The organism is Actinomycetospora sp. NBC_00405 (assembly GCF_036044095.1).
GTDB lineage: Bacteria > Actinomycetota > Actinomycetes > Mycobacteriales > Pseudonocardiaceae > Actinomycetospora > Actinomycetospora callitridis.
In genome coordinates this window covers 5226491-5253455 of record NZ_CP107938.1, presented here as the reverse complement: position 1 = coordinate 5253455, position 26965 = coordinate 5226491, and the positions used below count along the sequence as shown (strand labels likewise).

The 26965-nt window shown below is 73.9% G+C and carries 25 protein-coding genes; 14 read left to right on the top strand and 11 right to left on the bottom strand.

The window, feature by feature from the left end; translation table 11 throughout:
• Positions 1–48: 48 nt before the first annotated feature.
• Both OG774_RS25930 and OG774_RS25925 read right to left on the bottom strand, forming a co-directional pair.
• Positions 49–1476 carry a sugar transferase gene (locus OG774_RS25930; protein WP_328305210.1) on the bottom strand — a complete coding sequence of 476 codons (1428 nt, stop codon included), beginning with the start codon at positions 1474–1476 and terminating at the stop codon, positions 49–51.
• A 581-nt stretch (positions 1477–2057) separates the two neighbouring features.
• Positions 2058–5312: a BTAD domain-containing putative transcriptional regulator gene (locus OG774_RS25925; protein ID WP_328305209.1), complete on the bottom strand. Its 3255-nt coding sequence runs from the start codon at positions 5310–5312 to the stop codon at positions 2058–2060.
• Between the two features lie 134 nt (positions 5313–5446).
• On the opposite strand from OG774_RS25925, the gene OG774_RS25920 reads away from it, so the two are divergent.
• Positions 5447–6364 carry a hypothetical protein gene (locus OG774_RS25920; protein ID WP_328305208.1) on the top strand — a complete coding sequence of 306 codons (918 nt, stop codon included), beginning with the start codon at positions 5447–5449 and terminating at the stop codon, positions 6362–6364.
• Here the strand turns inward: OG774_RS25920 and OG774_RS25915 are convergent.
• On the bottom strand, positions 6351–7010 hold the full coding sequence (locus OG774_RS25915) for a hypothetical protein (RefSeq protein WP_328305207.1): 660 nt from the start codon (positions 7008–7010) through the stop codon (positions 6351–6353). The two genes, OG774_RS25920 and OG774_RS25915, sit on opposite strands and share 14 nt — an antisense overlap.
• A gap of 424 nt (positions 7011–7434) precedes the next feature.
• Between OG774_RS25915 and OG774_RS25910 the strand changes: the two genes are divergently transcribed.
• The 4 genes from OG774_RS25910 to OG774_RS25895 all read left to right on the top strand — a co-directional run bounded on the left by OG774_RS25910 (position 7435) and on the right by OG774_RS25895 (position 9738).
• Positions 7435–8031 (top strand): hypothetical protein, encoded by a 597-nt coding sequence (locus OG774_RS25910; RefSeq protein WP_328305206.1) that lies wholly within the window; start codon positions 7435–7437, stop codon positions 8029–8031.
• Positions 8032–8061: 30 nt separating this feature from the next.
• On the top strand, positions 8062–8982 hold the full coding sequence (locus tag OG774_RS25905) for a PrsW family glutamic-type intramembrane protease (RefSeq protein ID WP_328305205.1): 921 nt from the start codon (positions 8062–8064) through the stop codon (positions 8980–8982).
• Between the two features lie 61 nt (positions 8983–9043).
• Positions 9044–9550 (top strand): NAD-dependent epimerase/dehydratase family protein, encoded by a 507-nt coding sequence (locus tag OG774_RS25900; RefSeq protein ID WP_328305203.1) that lies wholly within the window; start codon positions 9044–9046, stop codon positions 9548–9550.
• Positions 9551–9612: 62 nt separating this feature from the next.
• The gene (locus tag OG774_RS25895; protein ID WP_328305202.1) at positions 9613–9738 is read left to right on the top strand and encodes a hypothetical protein; all 126 of its coding nucleotides are present in this window, start codon (positions 9613–9615) and stop codon (positions 9736–9738) included.
• Positions 9739–9742: 4 nt separating this feature from the next.
• On the opposite strand, the gene OG774_RS25890 is transcribed toward OG774_RS25895, so the two are convergent.
• Together OG774_RS25890 and OG774_RS25885 are read right to left on the bottom strand one after the other, a co-directional pair.
• Positions 9743–10414: a hypothetical protein gene (locus OG774_RS25890; protein WP_328305201.1), complete on the bottom strand. Its 672-nt coding sequence runs from the start codon at positions 10412–10414 to the stop codon at positions 9743–9745.
• A gap of 42 nt (positions 10415–10456) precedes the next feature.
• On the bottom strand, positions 10457–11131 hold the full coding sequence (locus OG774_RS25885; protein WP_328305200.1) for a helix-turn-helix transcriptional regulator: 675 nt from the start codon (positions 11129–11131) through the stop codon (positions 10457–10459).
• A gap of 280 nt (positions 11132–11411) precedes the next feature.
• On the opposite strand from OG774_RS25885, the gene OG774_RS25880 reads away from it, so the two are divergent.
• From OG774_RS25880 to OG774_RS25850, 7 genes are all read left to right on the top strand, one after another.
• On the top strand, positions 11412–12137 hold the full coding sequence (locus OG774_RS25880) for a response regulator transcription factor (protein WP_328305199.1): 726 nt from the start codon (positions 11412–11414) through the stop codon (positions 12135–12137).
• Positions 12138–12462: 325 nt separating this feature from the next.
• Entirely contained in the window at positions 12463–13371 is a 909-nt protein-coding gene (locus OG774_RS25875; protein ID WP_328305198.1) for a glycosyltransferase family 2 protein, read from the top strand.
• The gene (locus OG774_RS25870; RefSeq protein WP_328305197.1) at positions 13371–13739 is read left to right on the top strand and encodes a hypothetical protein; all 369 of its coding nucleotides are present in this window, start codon (positions 13371–13373) and stop codon (positions 13737–13739) included. The genes OG774_RS25875 and OG774_RS25870 overlap by 1 nt, the downstream gene beginning before the upstream one ends.
• A complete protein-coding gene (locus tag OG774_RS25865) occupies positions 13736–14878 on the top strand; it encodes a GNAT family N-acetyltransferase (protein WP_328305196.1) in 1143 nt (380 codons plus the stop codon). The genes OG774_RS25870 and OG774_RS25865 overlap by 4 nt, the downstream gene beginning before the upstream one ends.
• Positions 14875–15816 carry a glycosyltransferase family 2 protein gene (locus tag OG774_RS25860; protein WP_328305195.1) on the top strand — a complete coding sequence of 314 codons (942 nt, stop codon included), beginning with the start codon at positions 14875–14877 and terminating at the stop codon, positions 15814–15816. Before OG774_RS25865 ends, OG774_RS25860 begins: the two co-directional genes overlap by 4 nt.
• Positions 15813–16625 carry a polysaccharide deacetylase family protein gene (locus OG774_RS25855; protein WP_328305194.1) on the top strand — a complete coding sequence of 271 codons (813 nt, stop codon included), beginning with the start codon at positions 15813–15815 and terminating at the stop codon, positions 16623–16625. The genes OG774_RS25860 and OG774_RS25855 overlap by 4 nt, the downstream gene beginning before the upstream one ends.
• Positions 16618–20136 (top strand): lipopolysaccharide biosynthesis protein, encoded by a 3519-nt coding sequence (locus OG774_RS25850; RefSeq protein ID WP_328305193.1) that lies wholly within the window; start codon positions 16618–16620, stop codon positions 20134–20136. Before OG774_RS25855 ends, OG774_RS25850 begins: the two co-directional genes overlap by 8 nt.
• 7 nt (positions 20137–20143) lie before the next feature.
• Here OG774_RS25850 and OG774_RS25845 read toward each other — a convergent pair whose 3' ends face one another.
• Both OG774_RS25845 and OG774_RS25840 read right to left on the bottom strand, forming a co-directional pair.
• Positions 20144–21448 (bottom strand): GH39 family glycosyl hydrolase, encoded by a 1305-nt coding sequence (locus OG774_RS25845; RefSeq protein ID WP_328305192.1) that lies wholly within the window; start codon positions 21446–21448, stop codon positions 20144–20146.
• Positions 21449–21558: 110 nt separating this feature from the next.
• Positions 21559–22275, bottom strand: a complete 717-nt coding sequence (locus OG774_RS25840; protein WP_328305191.1) for a GNAT family N-acetyltransferase — start codon at positions 22273–22275, stop codon at positions 21559–21561.
• Between the two features lie 236 nt (positions 22276–22511).
• On the opposite strand from OG774_RS25840, the gene OG774_RS25835 reads away from it, so the two are divergent.
• Positions 22512–22673, top strand: coding sequence for a hypothetical protein (locus OG774_RS25835; RefSeq protein ID WP_328305190.1), 162 nt, complete (start codon positions 22512–22514; stop codon positions 22671–22673).
• Positions 22674–22691: 18 nt separating this feature from the next.
• Here the strand turns inward: OG774_RS25835 and OG774_RS25830 are convergent, their stop codons facing one another.
• From OG774_RS25830 to OG774_RS25815, 4 genes are all read right to left on the bottom strand, one after another.
• The gene (locus OG774_RS25830) at positions 22692–23318 is read right to left on the bottom strand and encodes a histidine phosphatase family protein (protein ID WP_328305189.1); all 627 of its coding nucleotides are present in this window, start codon (positions 23316–23318) and stop codon (positions 22692–22694) included.
• On the bottom strand, positions 23267–24250 hold the full coding sequence (locus OG774_RS25825) for a lysylphosphatidylglycerol synthase transmembrane domain-containing protein (protein WP_328305188.1): 984 nt from the start codon (positions 24248–24250) through the stop codon (positions 23267–23269). Before OG774_RS25825 ends, OG774_RS25830 begins: the two co-directional genes overlap by 52 nt.
• A gap of 221 nt (positions 24251–24471) precedes the next feature.
• Entirely contained in the window at positions 24472–25245 is a 774-nt protein-coding gene (locus OG774_RS25820) for a class I SAM-dependent methyltransferase (protein ID WP_442874013.1), read from the bottom strand.
• 80 nt (positions 25246–25325) lie between these two features.
• Entirely contained in the window at positions 25326–26339 is a 1014-nt protein-coding gene (locus OG774_RS25815) for a glycosyltransferase family 4 protein (protein WP_328305186.1), read from the bottom strand.
• Positions 26340–26375: 36 nt separating this feature from the next.
• Between OG774_RS25815 and OG774_RS25810 the strand changes: the two genes are divergently transcribed.
• Positions 26376–26903: a DinB family protein gene (locus OG774_RS25810; RefSeq protein WP_328305185.1), complete on the top strand. Its 528-nt coding sequence runs from the start codon at positions 26376–26378 to the stop codon at positions 26901–26903.
• Positions 26904–26965 lie beyond the last annotated feature (62 nt).

Here is a 26965-nt window from a genome sequence, read left to right as displayed (position 1 = left end):
GCGCCTTCCTATCGGCGAGAATGGAGCGAAGTCTTCGTTGCTGAGCGCCTAGTACGCCCCGCGCCCGCGGAAGACGGCCCCGACCGTTCTCCAGAGGATTGAGATGTCGAGAGCGGCGGACCAGTTCTCGACATAGCGAAGGTCCAGGCGGACCGACTCTTCCCAGGTAAGGTCGGAGCGGCCGCTGACCTGCCAGAGGCCGGTGAGGCCCGGGCGGACGCAGAGCTTGCGCAGCGCGTCCTCGGTGTAGGTGGCCACCTCGCGCTGCAGGGCGGGGCGGGGGCCGACCAGCGACATCGAGCCGCCGATCACGTTGAACAGCTGGGGGAGCTCGTCGAGCGAGAGGCGGCGCAGCACCCCGCCGAGGCGGGTGATGCGCGGGTCGCGCTTCATCTTGAAGAGCGGGCCGGCGCCCTCGTTGGTGGCGGCGAGCTGGGCGACCTGCTGGTCGGCGTTCACGACCATCGAGCGGAACTTGATCATCCGGAAGGTCCGGCCGGCGCGGCCGACACGCTCCTGGCGGTAGAACACCGGGCCGCCGTCCTGGCGGATGAGCACCGCGAGGGTGACGAACACCGGCGCGAGGATCAGTACCAGCGCGGCGGCGGCGGCGCGGTCGAAGAGGTTCTTGGCCATGCGCGCCGGGCCGCCCCAGCGGGGCTCGGTGAGGCGCAGCAGCGGGAGGCCGTCCACCGGGGCGACGTGCAGGCGGGGGCCGGTGATCTCCATGAGGCCCGGGTCGACCACCAGCTCGACGCCGGCGCCCTCGAGGTCCCAGGCGAGGCTGTGCAGGCGCTTCGGGGTCCAGCCGGGCGTCGGGGCGACGGCGACGACCTCGATGCCGAGCTCGTGCACGTGGCGGGCGACGTCGTCGAGGTCGCCGACCACCGGCACCCCGGCGATCTCGCCGGTGCCGGTGGAGGTGCAGGCCGCGCTGACGGTCCAGCCGTGGTGCGGCACGCGGCGGGTGCGGGCGACGAGGTCGGCGACCGCGGCCTCGGAGCCGACGACCAGCACCGAGGACATGCAGCGGGCGTCGCGGCGGGCGCGGTGCAGCACGCGGCGCACGGCGTAGCGGCCGAGCAGCAGGCCGGCGCCGGTGGCGGGGATGACCCCGAAGATCCAGGGGCGGACCTGCTCGACCTTGAGGGCCATCCCGGCGAGGGCCAGGAGGACGGCCGCGACGGCGGTCCCGCGGAGCACGCGGTTGAACTCGTCGGCGCCCTGGCCGAGGACCCCGCGGTCCCAGGCGCGGAAGCCGACGAGGCCGGCGAGCACGAGGGCCGCGGCGACGGCGTTGAACTGCGTGGAGGGCCCGAGGCCCCAGTCGCCGATGAGCGTGGCGAGGGCCGAGACGAGGGCGATGACCGTCAGGTCGGTCGCGACGACGATCCGGGTGAGCCGGCGCTGCCAGCGCCGCGAGCTCGGGCGAACGGTCGCGGAGGCCGCGGGATCGGCGGCGCGAGGACGCGGCACCGATTGCTCAATCGATTCCGTCAATCCGATTGCACTGCTCACTGTGATCCCCCCGGATGTCACGGATGGTGAACGACCATCCGCCCCTCTGACCCGTGGACTCGGCTCTGCGTGAGCCGGGACCGCGTTCTTGTGCCGCTATCGCGTGACCGTGCCCAGGTCGTTACACACGCCCTGCGGCCCTTCTGCGGCGTGTCGGGACGACACGCGCTGTTTGGTGACGCGTGTTCACCCGTTCAGCTCTGTGTGGCCTGGATCGCAGCCCGTATGCGTAACGAAACCACCGGTCGCGCCGAGGGGCGAGCTGATCAATCGTTCACCCGACTGGGTCCTCGCGCGGCGCGTTCGCGCCGCCGTCAGCCGGAGTCGCTGACCGCGGTCATTAGTCCGTTTAGACGAGCACCTGACATCACTGCCCCTTCACGACGAAAGGTCGGTGAAAGCGGAACGGTGTCTGCTCTGCGTCACGGGCTGGTGGGCCGGAGGCAGGAGGGAGCGACGCGATGTCGATCGCCTCGAGCCGCCGGTCCGGGCCCGGGGCCACGGGCTGCGATCCGTCCCGGCCTGACGAGGGGGGTACGTCAGGGCGGCGGGAGCAGTCCGAGCGGACGGGCGTCCGGCGGGGTGGGGGGACCACCCGCCGGGCGCCCCTGCCCCGGCTTGACGTAGCGGACGAAGCCGCGGGCGGCGTCCGCCCAGGGGGCCCAGCCGAGGCCGTCGGCGACGGTCGAGGCCTGGCCGAGGAGCCTGCGGGCCTCCGTCCGGTCGCCAAGGACGGCGGCGGCGAGGCCCTGGTAGAGCGCGAGCGGGCCGAAGGTGGCCGAGCCGATGCCCACGACGACCAGGGCCCCGGGGTCCGGGGGCAGGTCGCGGCGGACGACCTCGGCGGTCAGGACGTCGCCCAGCGCGAACGCCGCGCAGGCGGCGAGGCACAGGCCGGGCCGGTCGAAGAGCCGGCCCTCGCGTCCCTCGCGCTTGCGGTGCCAGTCGGCGAGGTGCGAGGCAGCGGTGTCGAGGTCCTCGGCGACCGCGGCGTCCACCGCGGCAGCGGCCGACCACGCCGCGACCAGCGGGTACATGGCGGCCGCACCGGCGGGCAGGCCCTGGAGCGAGGGCAGGGTGCGCCCGAGCAGGTGGCGCACCAGCAGGTGCACCCCGTAGGCCCCGACGGCGTCGGGCAGCCCGAGCTCCTGGCCACGGTGCAGGGCGGCGAGCGCGGCGGCGTCGGCCTCGTCGGTGTCGCCTCGGGCCAGGGTGAGCCCGGCGTCGAGCAGCGAGACCATCCACATCGTCCGCGGTCGGTGGCGGTCGACGGCGAGCGGCTCGAGGTCGCGGCGGGCCGCGACGGCGGCGTCCTGGCGGCCGGTGGCCAGCAGCGCGGCGATGCGCAGCTCCTCGGCCTCGAACCACAGCGCGTCCACGCCCTCCGCGTCGGCGAGTGCGGCGGCCTGCTCGCAGACCGCGAGCCGCTGGGCGGCCGGGACGGGCGCGTCGACGAGATGGTTGGCCTCGAGGACGCGGACGCCGGCGAGCAGGCCCGGGTCGCCGAACCCCGTCGCGGCGAGCTCCAGCAGCTCGGGCAGCGCCGTGGGGTCGTCGACATCCCCGTGGAGCTGCTCCTCCTCCAGGATCAGGCTGCGCAGCACCTCGGCGCGCTGCCGCTTCGACAGCGGCAACGCCCGGGCGCGCCGCAGGCGCCGGGCGCGTCGGGGGCGGCCGGCGACGCTGATGCCCATGGCGTCGTGCCCGACGGCGGCGACCACCGCGTCGTCGACCTCGCGTGTGTCCGCCGCGGCAAGGCCCTGCTCAGCGGTGTGGGCGGCGTGCTCGACGACCTCGTCGAGCACCTCGTCAGCCTCGTCGTGTCGGCCGAGCGCCTCGAGCACGAGACCGCGGTGCAGCATCACCGAGCTGGGACGCGACGAGTCGAGCACCGCGTCGAGCTGGACGAGGGCTTCCTCCATCGCGCCCTGGCGGTACGCCGCGATGCCGGCCCCGAGACGGGCGTCGCCGAGCTCGACGGTCGGGAGGAGCGGGCCGGCGCCGACGGCGTGGCGCAGCAGGGTGAAGGGTTCCGGCCGGCTCTCGGTGACGAGGACCCGGTAGCGGGCGTGGTGCAGCGCCTGCGCGCTCGCCGGCGGGACGGCGTCGAGCACGGCGTCGCGGGTGAGGGCGTGCCGGAAGGCGAAGCCGTCGCCCGTGGGGGCGAGCAGACCGCGGTCGACGGCGCTGCGGAGCTGCTTCGACAGCGCTCGCGGTGCGACGTCGAGCAGGGCGCCGAGGTCGGCGAGCGAGAGCGGGGCGAGCACGGCCAGGCCCTCGAGGGCGTCGCGGGCGTCGGGCTCGAGGCCGGCGAGCTGGTGGTCGAGCAGGGGACGCAGGCGCGCGGGGATGACGGTGGCGAGCTCGTCCACCGCCTTGTCGCCGTCCGGGGCGTCGAGGCCCGAGAGCGACTCGATCACCGCGGAGACGTGCAGGGCGTGCCCGCGGGTGCGCTCGAACAGGGCCTCGGCGACGCGCGCGGCGCCGTCGGGAGCGAGCCCCGGCAGGTGCCGGACGACCAACCGGCGTACCGCGGCGGAATCGAGCTCGCTGAGGCGCACGTCGCTGACGCACTCCAGCAATGCGAGCTCGGCGTGCGTACCGCCCCAGATGGGGTGGGCCTGCGCGTCGGGCTCGCGCGCGGCGACCAGCAGCGCCACCCCGGCGGGCAGGCCGAGGCGGGCGAGGCCGCGCAGTGCCGCGAGCGTCGCGGAGTCGGCGAGGTGGAGGTCGTCGAGAGTCAGCAGCACCGGACCGGGCCGGGCGGTGAGCCGGTCGAGCAGCGCGCGGCCAGGGGCGGGCTCGCCCGGGGCTACCGGGGGGACGCCGAGATCGGCGAGCGCCTCGGCCCACGCCGTCCACGGCGGAGCGTCGACGTCGCACGAGCCGCCGCCGACCGCCGCCCCGCGCATCCACGCCTCGCGGCGCGCGGCGCGCAGCAGCGCGGTCTTGCCGATGCCGGCCTCGCCGGTGATCAGGCGGATCGCGCCCGCCTCGGGGGCCTCGAGCAGCGCGCGGACGGCGGCGAGCTCCTCCTCCCGGCCGACGAGCGTGGGTCGCGGCTGGCGGGCCGGGGTGGGCGCGAGCAGCCGGAGGGTGAGGTCCTCGATCTCGGCGCCCGGCTCGACGGCGTAGTCGTCGCGCAGCGCCCGACGCGTGGCGGTGAGGATTTCGAGGGCCTCGCTCGTGCGGCCCTGCCGGTGCAGGCCGGACGCGGCGATGACGGCGAGGCGCTCGCGCGAGCGATCGGCGGCGAGGTCGGCGACGACGAGCTCGACCGCCTCCTCCGGCCGGTCGAGGTCCAGCAGGGCGCCGCCCATGCGCTCGATGAGGCGCAGCCGGCGGTCGACGGCGCGCACGCGCTCGACCTCGAGGCGCTGGCCCACCGGCGTCCCGGCGAACGGCTCGCCGCGCCACGTCGCGAGCGCCCGTGCGCCGCGCTCGAGCACGGTGTCGCGCGAGGCGTCGGCGGCGAGGGCCGCGGCGGCGTCGTCGTGGAAGCGGTGGAGGTCGACGGCGTCGCGCGGCAGGTCGAGCCGGTAGGTCTCGCCGATCGGGACGATCGGCAGCCGCGTCCCCTCGTCCGGGGCCTCGCGCCGGAGCCGGCTGACCAGCACCTGCAGCGCGCCGTCGGGCCGCTCGGGGAGGTCTTCGGCCCAGATCTCGTCGATCAGCGCCGGCACCGCGACGGTGCCCCGGCACGCCGCGGCGATCAGGGCGAGGAGGGTGCGCAGCCGCCGACCGGGGCGACCCAGTTCCCCCGACGCCCCTTCGATGGCAACCTCGCCCAGCACACGGATGCGGACATCCGAGGACGCTGACGATGACATCGCACCCCCTACTGCAACTGTCCGTAACCGCGGGACAGGAGGTTACGTCCTTGTGGGCCATCAATCCAGGCGAGGTACGCCAAGGCGACATACTCCTCGTGACGCAGATCCCCGGTGAGGCCGTCGGCAAGCTGATGGAACGGCTCGACGGCACGGTCTTCTCGCACTCGGGGATCGCGACGCGCGCCGACGGTGCCGACGGTGCCGCGACGCACCTCGCGAGCGCCCTCGCGCAGAAGCTGCCCCACTCGCTCGACTACGGCGGCGTGCGGTGGGACCTCTTCGGAAAGTACTGGGAGAACGAGCGAGACCTCTACTGCATCCCGATGCCGGACGACGCACGCCGTGAGGCACTCGAGTACCTCGCCGACTTCGAGCCGGTGCCCGACGGCGAGGGGTCGTTCTCGTACGTCAAGCTCGTCACCGTCGCCGCCGGCCTGCGCGCGGTCGAGCTCGAGGACACCCAGCCGGAGCTCGCCCAGCGGATGTTCGACGCGGCCTGCACGCTCGCCGATGCCTGGAGGGCGACCAGCCGCGTCCGGAGCTACTTCTGCGCCGAGCTCGTGGCCAACGCCTTCGGGCGGACGTTCACGCGGGCCGAGATGGTGCCACCCGAGGTCGACGAGGAGCCCGACAAGGACATCGCCGAGTGGCGCTGGGTCGGCTTCCTCGTGGACCTGATGGTCGACTGGGTCGACTCCGACGACCCGCGCCGGCAGGCCTGGATGGACCTGTGCGCGATCCTCACCGGCGAGGACTGGGACTTCGTCGCCGACGCCGCCACCGCCCTCGCGAAGTCGGGCATGCGGGTGTTCGGCACCGGACCCCGTGAGGCGGCCGTGCCGAGACCCCTGCGACCTCCGCCGCCGGCCACAGGACAGGCCCGACCGGACACACCCATCCCCCACGCCCTCGTCACGCCGCGGATGTTGTGGCAGGTGTTCGGCCACGACGAGGACGGCCGGAGCACGCTCCGTCGAGTCAGACGTCCGTCGGAGTCGACTACCGCAGAGTGATGTCCGCTCCGCTCGACTCGATCTGCTCGCGGCTGAACCCGACCCCGTCGCCGGAGCTGCTGCCGGTCTTGACGCGGTAGTCGTCGCTCGCCGCGACGTCGCTGATCGTGAAGGCGTACTCGCAGCTGTCGGAATAGCCGTAGTAGTAGGACGAGCTCCAGGTGTTGCGGGCGATCCCGGTGCCGGTCAGCGAGGTGGAGCCGACGAGGCTCCCGGCGGCGTCGTAGATCATCACCGGCATGCCGCTCGCGCGGGTGCTGGTGCAACCCGAGCCGGGCGACACGTAGCCGGACATCCCGTAGATCGTGACGGTGCCGCTCACCGACAGGGTGCGGTTGTTCGCGGCCACCGTCCCGATGAGCATCACCGCCGCGATGGCGGCGACGACGGCGATGACGACCCAGCCCCCGCGCATGCCGGATCGCGCCGGCGGCGGCACCCCGGGTCCGAGCGGGGCCATGCCCGCCGGAGGCACCGTCCACGGCGCCGGGGCGGGCCGGCCGGGCGCCGCGGCGCGCGGTGCCGGGGATGCGAAGGGCGACTGCGCCCCCCACGGAGCGACCGGTCGCGGGATCGCCACGGTGATGTCGTCCGCGGTCGGCGCCGGCCCCGTGGTGTGGGGCCGCTGCTCGGTGCTGCTGCTCATGATCGTCTCCCCGACGTCACCCGGCGCCGTCGTGGCGCCCGATGCCGGCCAAGTCGCTGGACCGGGCACGGCCGTTACGCCCCCTCCACTCGTCCGGGTGACGCAGACTGAATCGATGTGAACGGCGGTAACAACGGCCGCGCCACGGCGATGTCGTGGTCGAACGGGCCGGCTCCCTCGGCCCGGATCGTCGGGGGATGATCACGTGAACGAGCGGTGCAGCTGTGGTGCGGACCTGATCGCGGACCTGCCGATGTGTCTCGCCTGCGGGGCGCGGCGCCCGGCGCCGCGGGTGCTGGTCGGAGCGGGTGCTCCGCGTCCCGCCGCGACGTGGGGACCGCCGGCGGCGCCTCGTCGGATGGTCCGGCCGGTGCCGCGCCCCCAGCCGATGCCGCAACCGCTTCCCCAGGCTCCCCCGACGCCCGTGCCGGCTCGCTCGTCGTCGGCGCCGTGGATCGTCGGCGCCGCGGCGATCGTCGTGCTCGCCGTGATCGGCGCACTGGCCGTCGTCCTGCTGCGGCCCACGGCGACCTCCTCCACGGTCGTCCCGGTCGCACAGGCGCCGGTCACGGTGACCGCCGCGCCGAGCACCGTCTACTCCTCGCCGTCCTCCTCGTCCTCGTACTCCTCCACCGGTGACGGCGGCAGCACGAGCACGCTGCAGGCCGTCGTCGACTCCGACCGCAACGCCATGGAGGCGTTCGACGGGATGTGGGTGCCGCAGCTCTCCTCGAAGCGACCCGGCACCGTCGACAACGGCACCACCTACGACTCGTCGTCGATCTACGCGAACTACCAGGGTCTGGTCACGAACCACACGAACGTCCGGCTGCTGTGGTCGGGCGACTGGTCGGTGTACCGCGAGAGCGACTACTGGGTCGCGGTCTACGGGCAGGGCTTCACCACCGCCGCCGGCGCCAACGCCTGGTGCGACGCCCAGGGCTTCTCCGCGGACGACTGCTTCGCCAAGCGGCTCTCCCACACGGCCGGACCGGCCGGCACCACCGAACCCCGCTCCTGAGCCGTACCGACTCGCTGCCCGGAGACCTCGATGACCACGCCCGGCCCCCGCCTGCCCGACCTGTCGGTCCTCTTCCCCTTCCGCACCTGGCTGCACCACCCCGCGCTGCGCTCCTGGACGACGTGGCTGTTCGTCGCGCTCGTCGCGACGCCGCCGGCGGTACTGGCCCTTCTCGACGACGCCACATACCGCAGCGAGGCCACCGCCTTCGCGGCCTATTTCGCGGCGGCGTGGTTCCTCGTCCTCTGGGTGATCGTGCGTCCGCGCAACATCCACGGCGCACTCCTGGCACAGGTCATCGCCCTGGCGCTCCTGCTCGAGATGCCGCTGGCCACATGGCTCGAGGAGCTCCTCGACGGTGGTAACGACAATCTGTTCGAGAGCGTGCTGACGGTCGGGGTGCCCGAGGAGCTCGCGAAGGCGCTCCCGGTGATTCTCCTGGTCTTCCTGCATCGTCGGCGCGTCCTGGTGCCGCGCGACACGCTGTTCCTCGGGGCCGTCAGCGGTCTCGCCTTCGGTGCCGCCGAGGCCGTCAAGTACGCCATCGAGTACATGCCCAGCGATCTCGGCCGGGGCGGTGCCATGGTCCTCGTCTGGCGGTTCGTCGCCGGCCCCATCACCCACGCCCTGTGGGCAGGAGTGGCCGGGTACTTCGTGGGCCTCGCCGCGCAGTACCGCGCGCCGCAGCCGGTCCTCGTGCTCGCAGGTCTCGGCATCGGTGTGCCGGCGGTCCTGCACGGACTCAACAACTGGGACCCGGTCAACGGCACCCTCCTCTGGGTGCTCGTCGACGCCTTCAGCGCGCTGCTCTTCGTCGCCTACGCACGAATCGGATTGGTCGCTGCGCCCGCGGCGGCCGCGCCCGCGCCGCTCGCCCCCGTCGTGATCGACCCGCCGACCGCGCCGATCGCCCTGCCGCAGCACGGCCCCGGGCGGCACGCTCTGGTCTGACTCGGCGTGGTGACGAACCGTCCTCAGGACACGGTTCGGCCGCACCCCTCCGGGCCCGGGGGTGGCGTGCACGCCGATACCGGGCAGCCCCAGGATCTGCTCCGCGATGCCCACCAACCTGTACGGGCCGGGCGACAACTTCGACCTCGAGAAGTCGCACGTGCTGCCCGCGCTCATGCGCAAGTTCCACGAGGCCCGCGTGTCCGGGGCGCCGACCGTGACCGTCTGGGGCACCGGGACGCCGCGCCGCGAGTTCCTCCACACCGACGACCTCGCGGCCGCGTGCCTGCACCTGCTCGAGCACTACGACGGCCCGTCGCCGATCAACGTCGGCGTCGGGGAGGACGTCCCGATCGCCGACCTCGCGTCGCTCGTCGCCGACACCGTCGGCTTCACCGGCGACATCGTCTACGACACCTCCCGGCCCGACGGCACCCCGCGCAAGCTCCTCGACGTCTCGCGCCTGCAGTCGCTGGGCTGGAAGCCGACCATCGGGCTCGCCGAGGGGCTCGCCTCGACCTACCGGTGGTTCCTCGAGCAGCCGGAACGGCACCCGACCGGCGCGTAACGACAGCCCGTCGCCCGGCGACAGAGCGCATAGACGTTCCGGGACGACGGGGGTTGCCTGCGATGACCATGGTTCTGACGGCAGTGGCGGGGGCGACGGCGGGCGCTGCGGCGTGGCTGATCGCACCGTGGGCGAGCATGGCGGTGCGCGGCACCGTCGACGAGCGACAGTGGGCCGCGCGCCGCTGAGCGGTCAGCCGGTCGTGGCGTCCTCGAGGAGCTCGAACTCCACCCGCTGACGCCCCATCCGGAAGTGCTGGGTCCGGCGCAGGTACGGGAAGAAGCCGGCCTTCGCGCAGCCCTTGAGCGAGGCCGGGTTGTCGGTGCCCACGAACGTGATGACGTACCGGGCGCCGAGCGGGCCCGCCTTCTCGGCGATGCGCGACATCGCGGCGCTCATCACGCCCTTCCCGCGCCAGGCCACCGGGGTGAACGCACCCTCGAGCAGCGCGGTGTCGTCGTCGAGGCGCGGGAAGATCCCGCCGAAGTGCCGCGCGATGTCGGCGTTGTCCCGGGACGTGAACAGCCACTGCGTGTAGCAGGCCTCGTCGTCCGCGGTGACCGCCACGTGGGGCGCGCCGATCCCCGCCTCGAGCAGGCGCCGCCGCATCGAGCGGTCCCACTTCTCGTCGGGGGTCAGGTCGGCGGCGGCGTCGAGCACGGCCGCGACGTCCCGGTCCTCCATCGGCCGCACGCTGATGTCGATCTTCGCACCGGGCTGGGTGTGGGGCGCCGTGAGGTCCCGACGGAGGCCGTAGGCCTCGACGTCGCTCCGGAGGCGGCGGCGGGCCGCGCCGTAGACCGGCTTGATCGTGTCGGGCTCGCGGATGATGGCCGTCAGGGCGGCGATCGACGCGTTGGACATGGGCGTGCTCCTTCTCCGGTGGTACCTGGGTCGTGCACGTGATCAGCCCGCGTGGGCGGAACGCGGCGCCCGCTGGACGCCACGGTCGGAGGCGTCGAGCAGCCCGTGCCGGACCTCGAGCGCGGCCGCCTCCAGCCGGGAGTGCACGCCGAGCTTCGTGAGCACGGCGCGGATGTGGCTGCGCACGGTCAGCGTGGACACGCCCATCACCTGGGCGATCCGCGCCGTCCCGGCGCCGTCGACGAGCAGGGCGAGGCACTGCCGCTCGCGAGAGGTCAGGTAGGCGGCCATCGCGTGGGCTGCGGCGCTCGACGGGCTGCGGGGACGGGCGCGTTCCGCGGTCTCGACCACCACCTGCTCGCCCCCGACCACGCGATCGACCGCGGCGAGGAGATCGTCGACGCCGCCGCTCTTGGTGACGAATCCGTCGGCCCCGGCCGACAACGATGCCGACGCACACGCCGGCGAGGCGTCGGAACTCAGGGCGATCACCTTCGTGCGCCCTGCGGTGCGATCGACGACCGACTCGATCAGTTCCGGTCCGGCGCCCAGCGAACGCGCGTCGAGAAGGCAGAGATCAGGAGTGAGGCGGTCGACCGCCTCGACCACCGACGCCGGGGTCGTGGGGACTGCGCCGACGTGCCAACCTCGTTTGACGAGCACCGAGGCGAGGAGCTCAGCCAGCACGACCTGGCCATCTCCGATGACGACGAGCATGCGGGTGCCCTCTCCTCACTGTCCCCCCTCCCCAGCCACTCATGTCCCCCGACTGTGGCTGTGCGTGTCACACATTCGAGTGAACGTCCTCCTTCTGTCAATGACGATTTGTCGCAGTCGGCTCGTTACTAGGCTATCCGCCTAGGTTGGATGATCAGCTAGGCGTCCAAACGGGTGACTGGTCGCCATCATCCGAACGCACATGGTGATCATCGGGACTCGAGGTCCTCGTCCACCTGTAGGACGCCCGACAGACCTCGGTGAACTACGTTCGGCGCTCGTGCCCGACGTCCGCGTCCTGCTGATCGCCGAGCAGCGCATGCTCGCCGACGCGTTGTCCGAGCGGCTCGGCGACGAGCCGGGCCTGACCGTGACGTCGGAGGACGGCACCGACCGGCAGCACCTCGAGCAGGCGCTGGTCCGTGCCCGCCCCGGGGTCGTCGTGACCTCGGACCTCACCGTCGGCCGTGCCGTCGCGCGACGCAGGCCCGACGTGGCCCTCGTCGTCCTCGCGCCCGTCGCGGACAGCACGCACGCCGTCGCCGCGGCCCGTGCCGGGGCCGTCGCGTGGCTGCCGATGTCCAGTGGTGTCGACGAGCTCGTCGCCGTGGTGCGCGCCGCGGCCGAGGGCCGGGCGCACTACCCCGACCTGCACCTCGCGGAGGTGCTGCGCGAGCTGCGCCGTGACGTCGACCGGGCCCGGGCCCCTCGCGGTCCGCTGCACCTCCTCAGCGAGCGCGAGCGCGACGTGCTCAACTGCCTCGCCCAGGGCCGGAGCAACAAGGAGATCGCTCGCGCGCTCTCGATGTCGGGCAACACGGTGCGGACCCACGTCCGGAACATCTTCCGCAAGCTCGAGGTCCACAGCCGGCTGGAGGCCGTACGGGTCGCCCGGACCGACACCGAGGACGTGGGAGAGGTCATGGGAGAGCGCATGGCACCGGCCCCCGGCGTCCTGCACGCCGTGCCTACTCCACCTCACCCCCGAGATCACCACGCCCCGTGATCACTGCAGGTGACCGGCCGGTGGCGGGGCGCTGACTCTCCTTCATCGGGCGTAGGTGACCTCGCCCGCTCGCGCGATCCGTACGCCCTCCACCCGCCTCTACCGTCGCTCGCGTATCCGCAGAGGTGATGGGGGGTCCTCTGCGGGGTGCCCGCCCGGATCCCGCGTGGCATGCCTCGAGATCACCGGTGACTCCCAGCCACACGCGAGCCGCGCCCGTACCCGCGAAGCTCTCCCCGAGGAGCCTTCCTTGCCACAGCACCAGCCCGAACCAGCGCTCGACGGGACCCGGCGAGGGTCTCCCGCGAGCGACATCCTCGTCGGCGTGGACGTCCGGTCGGTGACGTCGCCCACGATGCCGCGCCACGGCGACGCCGTCGTCAACCTCCCGACCGTGCCGGTCGAGCACGGGGTCCGTGCGGACATCGAGATCCGCACCCGCCCCACCGTCTCGCTCGTGATCCCGGCCCGCAACGAGGCCTCGAACATCGCCTGGGTGCTCGAGCAGGTTCCCGACTGCGTCGACGAGATCGTCCTCGTCGACGGGCGCTCCACCGACGCCACGATCGTCACCGCGCGGTCGGTCCGGCCCGACATCCGGGTGGTCCACCAGGAGGGCGTGGGCAAGGGCGACGCGCTCCGAGCCGGCTTCCTCGCCTCGACCGGCGACACGATCGTCATGATTGACGCCGACGGCAGCATGGCGCCGCAGGAGATCCCGCACTTCCTCTACTACCTCTCCCACGGCTACGACTTCGTCAAGGGTTCCCGCTTCATGGCGGGCGGCGGCTCGCTGGACATCACCCGCCTGCGACGCACGGGCAACCAGGTCCTCATGCGCCTGGCCAGCCGGCTCTACGAGGCCCCGCTGACCGACCTCTGCTACGGCTACATCGCCTTCCACCGCCGCTACCTCGACTACGTCGACCTCACGACGACCGGCTTCGAGGTCGAGACACGACTGGTGATCTCCGCACTGCAGTCGGGCCTGCGCATGACCGAGGTGCCGAGCATGGAGATGCCGCGGCGCTACGGGAAGTCGAATCTCCGCGTGGTCCGCGACGGCACCCGCGTGCTCCGCACGCTGCTGCGCACCCACGAGAACGGTGTGAGCGGCTACGCCGTGCAACGGGCCCGCGCGTGGGCGCACCACCGCCAGACACCCGCCGTGACCGCCGTGCCTGCCGTGACGTCCGTGGCGGCGGCGCCGTCCACGCCCTCGGCCGGGTCGTGATGCGGGGTCCGCTCACGTTCCGGACCCGCTGCCTGATCGCCGCGATCGCCGTCCTGGCCGGCGCCGGCGTGCTCGCCGCCGTGCCCACCGCGCCCGTCGCCGTCGTCGCGCTCTTCCTGCTCGGGGCCCCGGTGCTGGTGGTGGCGCTGGGCTGGCGCACCGCCGACCCGCTCGCGCGCGTCGTCGTCGCCGTGGCGGTCGGCCTCACGCTCAACGGCCTGGTCGCCGAGGTGATGCTCGCCGCGGGTGTCTGGTCCCCGTCGGCCGGGATCGTCGTCGTGGGCGCCGCCGTCGCGGCGCTCGCGATCGCCCTCGGCCACCTGCCGGCCCGCGAGCTGTCGGCCCGCGAGGAGGGGACTGCCCGATGAAGGTCGACATCGTGGCCCCCGGCGACCTCGGCGAGAGCGAACGCCGGCAGTGGGCCGCGTTCCAGGACGCCGACGACCGGATGCGCAGCCCGTTCCAGTCGGTCGAGTTCACCCTCGCCGCGGCACGACACCGTCCCCGCACCCGCGTCGCGGTCATCTCCGACGGCGGCGAGGTCGTCGGGTTCCTGCCGTTCGAGCGCGGCCCGCTCGGCGAGGCGACGAGCCCCGCCGCCGTGCTCAACGAGGGCCAGGGCGTGATCCACCGGCAGGGGTACGAGTGGGACGCCCGGGAGCTGCTCGACCGCGCCGGGATCGGTGTGTGGGAGTTCGACCAGGTCGTCGGCTCGCCGACGGCGTTCGAGCCCTACACGACGTTCCGCGCCGAGTCGCCGGCCATGGACCTCACCGACGGGTTCGAGACCTACCTCGCGGGAGCGCGCGCCCGGTCGTCGCGGATCAAGGACCTTTCCCGGCGTCGCCGTCGCCTGGGCCGCGAGCACGGACCGGTGCGCTTCGAGTTCGCCGCGGACGACCCGGTGGCGATGCGGCGCGTCATGGCCTGGAAGTCCGACCAGTACCGCCGGACCGCCCGCCCCGACCGTTTCGCCGAACCCTGGATCCGCGCGCTCGTCGAGGACGTCGCCACACTGCGCACTCCCGGGTGCTCCGGTGTGGTCTCGCTCGTGTGGGCGGGCGACACGCTCGTCGCGGGGCACGTCGGCCTGCGCTCGCAGCGGGTCCTCCCGACGTGGTTCCCGGCCTACGACCCGGACTTCTCCCGGTACTCGCCCGGCCTGCTCCTGCACGTCGAGATGGCGGAGGCCGGCGCGGCGGACGGGCTCGAGTGCATCGATCTGGGCCGGGGTCCCAAGGACTACAAGGACTGGCTGGCCGACCACGTCCACGAGGTGTGGGAGGGCCGCGTCGTCACCCGCACCGGGGCGGGCCTCCTGCACTGGGCGCGCCGTGTCCCGCTCCGGGAGGTCCGCAACACCGTCGTCTCGAACCGGCGGCTCTACGACGTCGCCGACCGCACCCTGCGCACCTATGCCTCCGTGAAGGCTGCCGCCCTGAAGTCCTCTGCGCTGAAGTCCTCCGCGCTGAAGTCCTCCGCCCGGCCCGAGGAGAGCGTCCGATGACCGCACCCGAGACCGTCTCGGTCGTGATCTGCGCCTACACCTCCGACCGGTGGGACGACGTCCTGGCGGCCGTCGCCTCGGTGCGCGACCAGAGCGTCCCGGCGCTGGAGATCCTCGTCGTCGTCGACCACAACCCGGTCCTCCTCGAGGGACTGCGCGCCGCGCTGCCGGACGTGCGGGTGATGGCGAACGACGACGTGCAGGGACTCTCCGGCGGACGCAACACCGGGATCGCCGCGGCCCACGGCGACGTCGTCGCGTTCCTCGACGACGACGCCGTCGCCGAGCCCGACTGGCTGAAGTTCTTCCTCGCCGCCTACACCGACGACCACGTCCTCGGCGTCGGCGGCACGACCCACCCGTGGTGGCAGTCCGATCGTCCGTCGTGGTGGCCGCAGGAGTTCGACTGGGTCGTCGGCTGCACGTTCGTGGGCCGGCGCCCGGGTCGCGTCCGCAACCTCCTCGGCGGCAACGCCTCGTTCCGCCGGGACGCCTTCCGGGCCAGTGGCGGTTTCCCCACCCACATCGGGCGTACCAGCACGTCGGTCACGCCGCTCGGGTGCGAGGAGACCGAGCTGTGCATCCGCATGGGGGACGCCGTGCCCGGTGGCGTGTTCCTCTTCGAGGACCGCTCGGTGATCTGGCACCGGGTCTCCGACACCCGGGCCCGCTTCCGGTACTTCCGCTCACGCTGCTACGCCGAGGGGCTCTCGAAGGCGCTCGTCACCCGCAGCGTCGGGGCCGCCAAGGGGCTCTCGGAGGAGCGCGCCTACACCTGGGGCGCCCTGCGCACCGGGGTGGCCCGCGGGGTGGTCGACGCCCGCCGCGGCGACGCCGCCGGTCTCCGGCGTGCCGGCGCGATCGTCGCCGGGCTGGCATGGACCGTCGCGGGCTACGGCGTCGGGACCGTCCGCGGCTCGTCGGTCGGTGCGTCGTGACCGCCCCGACGACCACCACGGTGCCGATCCTCATGTACCACTCGGTCGCCGTGACACCCGATCCGCGCGTCCTCGACCTGTCGGTGCACCCCGATCACTTCGACGCCCAGCTCGATGCGCTCACCGAGGCCGGGTACACGACGATGACCTTCTCGGCGGTCCGCGCGGCCCTCGCGGGCGGGCAGACGCTGCCCGCGAAGCCGGTCGTCCTCACCTTCGACGACGGTTACGCCGACTTCCACCGGGAGGCCCTGCCACGCCTGGTGAGCCACGGCGCGACGGCCACGCTCTTCGTCACGACGGGCTGGCTCGCCGACGCCGGGCGCCATGCCAGCGGGCGGCCGCTGGACGACACCCTGACCTGGGAACAGGTGGGCGACGTCGACGCCGCCGGGATCGAGATCGGCGCCCACAGCCACAGCCACCCCCAGCTCGACCAGCTGCCCGACCAGCTGCTCGACGAGGAGCTCGCCACGAGCCGGCTCCTCCTCGAGGACCGGCTGGGGCACCGCGTCACCTCGCTCGCCTACCCCTACGGCTACTCGAGCCGACGGGTCCGGCGGGCCGCCGAGGCCGCGGGGTACGAGCGCGCCGCGGCCGTCGCGAACGTCGCGGCCGGTCCCGGGAGCGACGCCTACGCCGTCCCCCGGCTGACCGTGCGGCGCTCCACCGACACCGACCGGTTCCGCCGGATCGTCGGCCAGCAGGACCTCGCGAGCCTCTTCCTGCGCGAACGGGTCCTCACCGCGGGGTTCGCCGCCGTCCGGCGCTCCCGCGCCGCGGCGCGCACGTGGTGCCGTCTTGGCTGAGGTCGTCGACCGCCCCACCACGCCCGCCACCACCGGCCCGCCCCTGGTCCGGAAGCTCCGCTCGCACCTGTCGGACTCGTTCTCCCGCAACGCCTACGCGTTGATGGTCAACACCGGGATGAACGGTGTCCTCGGGCTCGCCTTCTGGGTCGTCGCGGCGCGGCACTACCCCGCCGCCGACGTCGGGCGCGGGTCCGCCCTGATCTCCGCGGTGACCCTGCTGTCGGCGGTCGTCGGGATCAACGTGACCGGCACCCTCACGCGCTTCCTCCCGCGGACCGGCCGGCGCACCACGCGCTTCGTCCTCCACACCTACTGGGTCAGCTCCGCGATCGTCGTGGCCCTCACGCTCGGCTTCCTGCTGCTCGTGCCGGTGTGGGGCCCGTCGTTCGCCGAGCTCCGGGACCCGGGTACCGCAGCCTGGTTCGTCGCGGCGGTGGTCCTCGCCGGGATCTTCACCGTCCAGGACGGCGTCCTCGTCGGCCTGCGCAGCTCGGTGTGGGTACCGATCGAGAACACGGTCTTCGGGATCCTCAAGCTCGTCCTGCTGCTCGCCCTGGCCTCGGTCGCGCCCGCCGGTGGCGTGTACCTGTCGTTCGTCATCGCGATGGCCGTCGTCACGCTCCCCCTCAACGGGATCATCTTCGGGCGCGTGCTGCGCCGGACGCGCGACGCGGCAGGCACCGGCGAGCCCCCGGGGCGCGCGGAGATCCAGCGGTTCTTCGCCGGCGACTACGTCGGGGCGCTGTTCTCGTTCGGCGCGGCCTACGTCATCCCGGTGATCGTGGCCGCCGTCGTCCTCCCGCAGACGTTCGCGTCCTTCTACATCGTCTGGATGGTCTGGGGCAGCCTGCAGCTGGTCTCGATCAACCTCGCGCAGTCCCTGACCGTCGAGGGCGTCTACGACGTGGGGATGCTCGTCGCCTACACCCGCTCGGCCCTGCGCCGGTCGGGCGTGATCCTCCTCGTGGCCGGCGGGCTCCTCGGCCTCGGAGCACCGATCCTGCTCGGCGTCCTCGGGCCGGGGTACGACGAGGCGACACCGCTCCTGCGGCTCCTCGCGCTCACCGCGTTCCCGCGGGCCGTGCTCGAGGTCTGGCTGGGTGTCCTGCGGGCGCAGGGCCGTTCCCGCGAGCTCGCCCGCGTGCAGGTCGCGTCCGGGATCGCCGTCGTGGGCGCGGTGACGGTCGGGCTCCTGCTCGACGGCGGGCGGCTCGGCATCGACGTCGCGCCCATCACCGGCGTCGGCATCCTGGTGTTCGTCAGCCAGAGCGCGGTGACCGTCGCCGTCCTCCCGGGCCTCGTCCGGTTCCTCACCTCCACCCGCCGGCCGCCCACCACCCGGCGTCTCGTCGAGCTCACCGTCCGGCCGGCCACCCTGCCCGCTCCGGCCGTCCTGCCGGCACCGTCACCTCTCCCGACCCGGACGTCGGCGGCGCGGGCGGTGGCGCGGGCCGCCCGCGCGGTCACGGCGCTCCGGGCTCTCGGCGCGCTGACCGTCGTCTCGCTGCTGCTGTACTGGCTGCCCCTGTCCGGCGTCGACCTCGAGGGGATGAACGGGCTCGGACTGATCTCCGTGCTGCCGGTCGTCTCCCTGCTCGGCCTCTGGCTGCTGGGGATGGCGTTCGTGGGCACGCTGGCCCTGCGCCGGGCGCACCGGCCGCTGCTCGCCGCGCAGCTGGTGGCCATGATCGCCTGCCTGCACGGCGTGACCGCCGTGCTCGAGACGATCCCCCGCTTCTCGATCACCTACGTGCACCTGGGGATGGTCGACCACATCGTCCGGACGGGCGTGGCCCCGCCCGACTTCGACGCCCGCTTCAGCTGGCCCGGCTTCTTCGCCCTCATGGGGTTCCTGTCGCGGGGGACCGGACTCGACGACGCGCTCGATCTCCTCGCCCTGGTGCCGCTGCTGAGCAACCTGCTGTACGTGCTCGCCCTGGGGCTGATCCTGCGGTCGGTCCGCGCGAGCTGGCAGGCGAAGTGGCTGACCCTGTTCGTGTTCGCCGCGGGCAACTGGGTCGGCCAGGACTACTTCTCGCCCCAGGGCCTCACCTACTTCCTGTACCTGGCCTTCCTGGGCGTCCTGCTCACGTGGTTCCGGCCCGCCTCGGGGGGGCCGGGCGAGATCGCCCCACCCGCCGAGCGGGGCGTCGGCGCCGGCCTGGGCCGGGCGGTGCGCACGGTGCTCCGGCTACCGCGACCGACCGTCCCCGGGGAGCTGCCGGCGCCGTCGGTGACGCCCGCGACGCGCACGACGTTCCTCGTGTTCCTCGTGCTCCTGTTCCTCGTGACCGCGGCGACCCACCAGCTCACGCCGTTCGTCATGCTCGGCAGCGCGGCGGCGCTCGTGGTCCTGCGCCGCTGCGTCACCCGGGGCCTGCCCCTGATCCTCACCGTCGTCCTGCTCGCGTGGATCAGCTACATGACGGCGCCGTACTGGACGGGCCACCTCCTCGAGCTGATCTCCGGTATCGGCGATCTGGGGGGCACCTTCTCCAGCGGTGTCCAGGAGCGCACCGCCGGCGACCCGGACCACCAGGTCGTCGTGCTCACCCGCATCGCGCTCTGCCTCGGGCTCTTCGGGATCGCCGCCGTGGGCCTCTGGCGACGGGGACGCCGCGGGGTCGACGACCGGATCGTCACGGCACTGGTGGTCGTCCCGGTGCTCGCGGCGGGGTTGCAGAGCTACGGCGGCGAGATCGTCCTGCGCGTCTACTTCTTCGCCCTGCCGGCGCTGTGCATCCTGGTGGCCCTGGCCGTCTTTCCCGACGCCCGGTCGCGCGCCGGTTCCACGACCCGGGTGATCGGGGCCGGCCTCGTCGTCACGATCCTGCTGGGCGGTTTCCTGCTCGCGCGCTACGGCAACGAGTCGTACGAACAGATGCGGCCCCGGGAGCTCGCGGCCGTCGAGGCCGTCTACGCGCAGCCCGGACCGTCGACGGTGCTCTTCCCGACCGAGACCCGCGCCGCCGCCAGCACGCCGTTCATCCCCATCTCCCACCGCGACATCGAGCGCGTGCGGGTCGGCCCCGTGACGGTCCCGCCCGACCCCGACGACCCGACACCGGTGATCGCCAAGATGCGGGAGCAGGCGACGACGCCCTTCCTGCTGGTGACGCGCGGGCAGGAGGAGTTCCTGCGGATCGGCGGCGGCTACCCGGCGGACTGGGGGCCCCGCTTCCGCGCCGCCCTCGACCGCTCCCCGGAGCTGACCCTGATGCACGCCGACGTGGACGCGCGGGTCTACGTGCTGCGCGACCGTCCCCCGGGCACCGGGCCCGTCGTCCCGCTCCCACCCGGCTTCATCGGGGCGACGCCGTGGACACCGGTCGGGGTGATCCTGGTGGGCTTCCTGCTCGTCACCCTGCTCGGCCGGGAGATCTGGAGGCTGTGGCTCCCGCCGGCGCGGCGCTCCGAGCTCTGGCCCCTGCGCCTGCTGTGGGTGCCGCTCGTGATCACGTTCCTCGCGGTGGTCGTGGAACGGGCGATCGTGCTCACCAGCGGCTGAGGGGGTCTCAGCCCACCTGCGGGGACATCCGGGGCACCCAGCGGACCTCGTTCCCGACCAGCGTCAGCGTGCGCCCGTCCACCTCGACCTGTTGCGGGCCGTCGGTGGTGTTCACCAGCAGGACGGTCTCGGCGCTGGCGAGACTGCGGACCGACGGTCCGACGGGCAGATCGACCAGGGGTGTGCCGGGCGGGAACCACCGGGCGAACTCCTGCACGACGCCGAGCATCGGTCCCGGACGTCCTCCGTCGGGGCCGCTCTCGGTGGAGGTCCAGAGGCTGGCGTCGCCCTGGTCGCCGTCCGGTGGGGGGTTCCAGTAGAGGCTCGTCGCGACCCCGGCCTTCGCGAACTCGATCATCGCGGCGGTGCGCACGGCGAGGCGGCGCTCGAGGCGCCAGTCCGACCCCGGCGGCTCGACGTACCACTCGGCCCACCACAGCGGCAGGTCGGTGCGGGCCCGGATCCACGCGCTGACCGCGCCGAACTTGTCCAGCGCCGTGAACGGATCCGGGGCCCCGTTCGCGGTCGTGGCGTGACCGTCGACGACGACGAAGTCCGCGCCCTTGGCGTGCTGCACCCAGTACTCGAAGGCCCGCAGCGTGCGCGGGTCGACGTGGCCCCACGCCCCCGCGAGCTCGCCGGAGTCGACGTCGACGCCGTCGGGAGCGGCGGCCATGTCGAGGTAGGGGCCGCCGACCTGGTTCGCGGGATTCGCGCTCTTGATCGCGTCGTAGACCCGGTTGTAGAGCCCCGTGTACGCGGCCGCGTCCCAGGTGCCCGCGGAGTCGTCGAAGAACCCCTTGAACTCGTTCCACACGAGGAAGTGCCGGACGTCCGGGTAGCGCCGCGCGACCTGCCCGGCGAGGGCGGCGAAGTCCGCGTGGTGCTCCGGGCTCGGGGCCTCCTCGAGCCTGCTCCAGTCCGTCTCCCCCGGGCTCCCGCCCTTCATCCAGTCCGGGGCGCAGCAGAGCGTGATGACCGGGAGGCCACCGGAGGTGCGGATGAAGTCGATCCGGCTGTCGAGGCTCGCGAAGTCGTAGACGCCGGGCCGCGGCTCCGGATTACCTGCACCCCAGCCCATGAGGTGCTGGTTCTGGACGAGGGCCTGCCGGTTCAGGCCGTCCCGCACCGACGCGATGGCCTCCGGGAACCCGTGGTCGGCGCTCTGCTGGGTGTGGGTGAACCCCCACCCCGGAGCCGTGGTGGAGCCGGGGCCGGCGTCGGCCGCGACGGGCGCACTGCCCGCGAGCGAACCCAGGAGCACGAGCGATGCCGCGGACGCCATCGCGCCGTGCAGCCACGTCGTTCCCACCGAAGAGTCCGCCCCCTGTCCGGATCGCCCGGTCCGATCAGCGTGGCACCCGGGGACGGGGACGGACATGGTCCATCGGGACGAGGGTGGGTCACCCCTGCGGAGGGGCGCTAGGGCTTGAGCACCCGCGCCCGCTCGACGCCGGCCGGGTCCATCTCCTTGAACTCCATGCGCCGCCGGCCGGCGAGCCTCCTCTCGTACCGGTCGACGTAGGGCAGGAAGCCCGCCCGCTCGCAGCCCTTGAGGCTCGCGACGTTGTCGACGCCGACGAAGGTGACGACGTAGCGCGCCCCGAGGTCGGTGGCCTTCTCCGCGATCATCGACATGCCCGCGCTCATGATCCGCTTGCCCTGGTGGCGCACCGGCGTGAACGCGCCCTCGAGCAGCGCCTCGTCGGGGCCGAGCACGGGGAAGATGCCGTGGAAGAACGACTGCACGTCGTCGTTGTCCTCCGCGGAGAACAGCCACTGGACGTAGCAGGGCTCGTCGTCGGAGTTGACCGCGACGTACGGGCTCCCGATCCCCGAATCCAGGAGGCGACCACGGGTCTGCCGCTCCCAGCGCTCCGCGGTGTCGACCTCGGCGTGGGTGTCGAGGATGTGCTCGACGTCGTCGTCGCGCATGGCGCGCACCGAGATCGGGATCTTCGCGACCGGGGTCTCGTGGGGGACCGCCAGGTCCCGCTTGAGCCCGTAGGAGTGCGACGTCGACAACGCCCGCTTGCCGACGGACCGCATCGTCGGGACGAAGGTCCCCGACTCCAGCGTCGTCCTGGCGAACCGGGCGTAGCGCGTGAGCGTCGTGCCGGCGCTCGAGTTGTCCTGCACAGCGAAGTCCTCACCGTTGGGGAATCGGCCATGGTCGCCGATCGCTCTCCATCGAGCGACCACCACCCGGGGTGAGACGTGCACCTGAACGGAGGGTTCGCTTCCCCGCCCCTGATGCCACCCGATCGGGCGTAAGATCGCACGGGTTGTCGTGATCGAGCTAACGATCCGTGTCGATCAGACGAGAATAGATCGAGCGCCGGCGGGGAGCCGGCTCAGCACCCTCGGGGGGTCCCATGTCCAAGCACTCGGCTCCGCAGACCGGCCGCAGCACCGGCGACCCCGTCGTGCTGATCCGCCCGGTCGCCCTGAGCGCCGCCGACTATCTCGGTCGCCTGGGCAGCGCCGCGACGACCCTGGTCCCGATCACGGTGCGGGGTCGGCACTCGCGGAGCTGACGCACCCGGGCCGGAACGTCAGGCCGGCAGCCCCGTGTCCGCGTGCTCCGTCCCCGCGTGCTCCGTCCCCGCGTAGAGGGGACCCGCGTCGTTGACGGCGAGCAGCAGCGGCACCGGCCCGCTGGTGTCGATGCGGCACACCGCGGCGTCGACGAGGAACGTCCGCCACGCGATCTCGATGCCGACCCCGAGCGCCCAGCTGATCGCCGCCTTGATCGGCGAGACGTGGCTGACCACCACCACCTCGCCCTCCGCCGCCTCCGCCGCCAGGTCGAGGCACGCGGCGGCCACGCGGTCCCGCACCGCCACGAGCGACTCGCCGCCCGCCGGCACGTGCTCGGGATCGGAGCGCCAGGCGTGCCAGGCGTCGCCGTCGAGAGCCGTCATGGGCTGGCCGTCGAGCTCGCCGTAGTCCATCTCGGTCCACCGCGTGTCGACCTCGACGGGCACCTCGGCCCCGAGGAGCGCCGCGGTCTCGCGGGCCCGCACGAGCGGGCTGGTCACCAGCCGCGTGGGCCGCGGGAGCCCCGCGGCGAGGGCGCGGGCCTGCCGCCGTCCGGTCTCGGTGAGCGGCGGGTCGGCCCGCCCGCACATCAGCCCGCGGGCGTTGGCCTCACTCTGACCATGGCGGACGAGGGTGAGCACCTACGCCACGGTAGTGCCGCCGGAGCGGGCATCCGCCGCGCATTCGGGCGACGAGCAGCGTCCGCGAGCAGCACCAGGGCGCCGGGGGCGCACGAGATCAGGGCGAGGACGCCGTAGACGACAGCCGTCGCGAGCCCCTGACCCGGGGCGAGGCCGACGGCGGCGAACGCGACGGCCGCGACGGCCTCCCGCGGGCCCCAGCCGCCGACGGTCAGGGGCACCGACATCGCCAGGAGCGCCACCGTGACGAGCGGGAGCAGCTGCCCCAGGGGTGCGGTGACCCCGGCGGTGCGGGCGGCGACGACGAACAGCGCGAGCAGCCCGGCGAGCGCCACCAGCGACAGCAGGACGACGGCGGGCGCGGTGCGCCAGCGGCCGAGCCCCTCGCGGACGTCGCGCATCGCCGCGACGAGCCCGAGGCGCCACCGCGCCGCGCGCCGGGCGGTCCAGAGCCAGCCGACGACGCCGGCGACGAGGAGGACGACGCCGGCCGCGACGAAGCCGAGCCCGGGGCCGACGACGGCGTGCACCACGGCGGGCTGCGCGAACAGCACGGCGGCGCCGACGGCGACGACCACGACCTGGCCGGCGACACGCTCGATCACCACGGCCCGCGCGCCGCGCCCGTCGCCCGGACGGTGGTGGCGCACGGCGCGGTGCACGTCGCCGAGCACGCCGGCGGGCAGCAGCGAGTTGAGCAGCGTCGCGCGGTACGCGTCGGCGGTGGCCTCGCCCAGCGGCAGCGTCAGCCCGACGCCGCGGGCGACGACACACCAGCGGGCGGCACCCGCGGCGGTGGTGAGCGCGCCGAGCAGGAGCGCGGCGGCGACCACCGGCCCGGAGATCCCGGCGAGCGCCTCGACCACGCCGCCGGCGCCCAGGCGCACGACGAGCAGGAGGGGCAGGCCGAGGCCGACGACGAGCCTGATCACCGTGCCGAGGTGAGGGATGCGGCGACGCGCCGGGAGCACGTTCGGGGAAAGAGTCGGGACGGCTTCGGGGCTGGTCCGGGGAGCGGGGACGTCGGTCGTCGGGGGTGGGGTCGAGCAGGTCACGGGCGCGGGGAGCGTCACGTCGAATCAGTCCAGTGGGGAGCTGGGGAGCGGGTGGTCCGGGGTCGTACGTGGGGTGCGGTGGGGTTGGGGCAGGGGTGTCAGGGGAGGGCCAGCAGGTCGAGGTGGCCGACGTGGACGCGCAGCCGGCCCTGCTCGGCGGCATCGAGGCGTCGGTCGAGGTAGGCGTCGGCGTGCCGCGCGAGGTCGGGGTCCTGCGCGACGGCCGCCGACACCCAGCCGTGCAGCCAGGCGACGACGAGGTCGACGTCGTCGAGCCCGAGCTGCCAGGGGCTGACCCGGGAGACGACGTGGGCGCCGCGACGGGCGAAGGCCCGCTCCGCGACGTCCGGGGCGGACGGGCCGAGCAGCCGGCGGCCGTCGACGACCCGCTGCTGGTGGGCGTCGAAGGCCGCGGCCATGGGGACGTCGCGCGCCTCCGCGGGCTCGAGACGGACCTGGCCGACGACGCTGAGCGTCAGCAGGGCCGCACACCCGGCACCGACGCAGGCGGCGGCGACGGCCTCGACCTCCTCGGCGGTGAGCACGTCGAGCAGGGCCGACGCGGTGACGAGGTCGATCCCGGCGAGGTCCTCGGCGGTGAGCGTGGTGACGTCGACCGCGCGGGTCTCGGCGGTGACGGGCGAGCCGTCGCGGGCCCGGTCGGGGAGGTTCGCGGCGGCGTGGGCGAGCAGGTCGGGGTCGCGGTCGGCGAGCACCCAGTGCTGCGGGCCGGGCAGGCGGGGCGCGAGCCAGCGCGCCATCGATCCCGTGCCGGAGCCGAGGTCGAGGATCCGCCCGACGGCGGGGTGACCGGCGCGGAGGTCCTCGACGAGGTCGATCGCGCGGGCCTCGGCGTCGGCGGGCTCGCGCAGGGCGAGCCAGTCGGGCGCCGCGGGGGCGCCGGGCCGGGAGTGGCCCGGGGCGGGGTGGCGGGGGCCGGGGAACTCCCCGCTCAGCTCGGGGCGCGCAGGTCCGCCAGCACCTGCTGCACCCGTCGCGAGGTCTGCGTCCACGTCGAAAGAGTGCAATGCCGAGATCTCGCTGAGATCCGTCGCCCATTGCGATGCGCCGCATCGGCGAACCAGCGGTGTAGCCCTGCGACGAGTGCGGGAACATCCTCAGCGGAAACTAAGATTCCGGCCCCGTCGAGGGTCTCGGGCAGCCCGCCGGCGTCGCTCGCCATCACGGGGATGCCCCGCGCGAGCGCCTCCGTCACCACCATCCCGTACGTCTCCACCCGCGAGGGCGCGACGAGGAGATCGGTGGCGTCCCAGGTCCTGTCCAGTTCAACGCCCGAGAGGGGGCCCGCGTGACGGATGCGGTCCCCCAGACCGTGCCGGGCGATGCTGGCACGCAGGTCGGCGACGAAGGCGGGGGCGCGCCGGGTGGGGCCGACGAGGTCGAGGGTCCACGGGTGCTCGGGCAGCTCGGCCAGCGCCTCGACGAGCAGGTCCTGCCCCTTGGTGGGCGTCACGGCGCCGAGGCAGAGCAGGCGGTGGACGCCGTCGGTCCCGGTGGCGAGCGGGGCGGGATCGACGCCGGGGACGGCGACGACCACGTCGTCGAGGCCGTGCCGCTCGTGGAGCCGCCGCGCGGCCCAGGGGCTCGTCGCGAGCACGGCCCCGGCGGCGCGCAGCACCGCGCCCTCGCCGGCGTCGAGGTCGGGCGCCTCCTCGCCCAGGGGCAGGTGCACGAGCACGGCGAGCGGACGGCGCGCGGCGTGCGGGACGACGATCTCCGGCACCCCGCACGCCACCAGCCCGTCGAGCAGCACCGGGCCGTCGCCGTCGGCGAGCACCGCGTGGAGCTCCCGGCGCGCCGCGTCGTCCGGTCGCGGCCAGGTGCCCGCGACCTGGACGCCGCGCACGGCCACGCCGTCGGCCCGCAGCCCCTCGATGACCCGCGCGTCGTAGACGTCGCCCCCGCTGACGAGCGCGGGGTCCGCGACCGGTCTGACGAAGCTCACCGCGCGCACCGCCCCAGCATGCCTACGGTGCGGGACGTGAGCCTGCCGCACCTCGCCGCCGAGGACCACGTGTGCGCGCCCTGCGGCTGGCGCTTCGCCGAGGTGCCGGTCGAGGAGGCGGCGGCGGTCGCGGCGTCGGTGCCGGCCCGCGTGCGGGCGGCGGTGGCGGCGATCCCGCCGGAGCGGCGTCACGGCCGGCCGCGCGAGGACGTGTGGTCGGTCGCCGAGTACGTCTGCCACCTGCGCGACGTGGCGATGGCCTTCACGATCCGGCTGCACCGGGCGCGCACCGAGGACCGGCCGGCCCTGGAGCCGGTCTACAACGACCTGCGCGTGCGCCGCTTCCGCTACGACCGCCACGACGTCGCGGCGGTGCTCGACGAGCTCGACCTCGTGACACCCGGCCTGCTCGACGAGGTCGCGCGCTACGGCGCCGCCGACTGGGACCGGACCGTCACCCGGCTGCCCCACGAGGAGCGGACCGCCCGGTGGCTGCTGCGCCAGGCCGCGCACGAGGGCGTCCACCACGTCGCCGACATCGCGGGGAGCGCTCCGCGCATGTGAGCAGCCCCACCTCGGTGCGGGGGACCCGGCGGCGGGGTGGTGGTGACGGTGACGACCTCCTC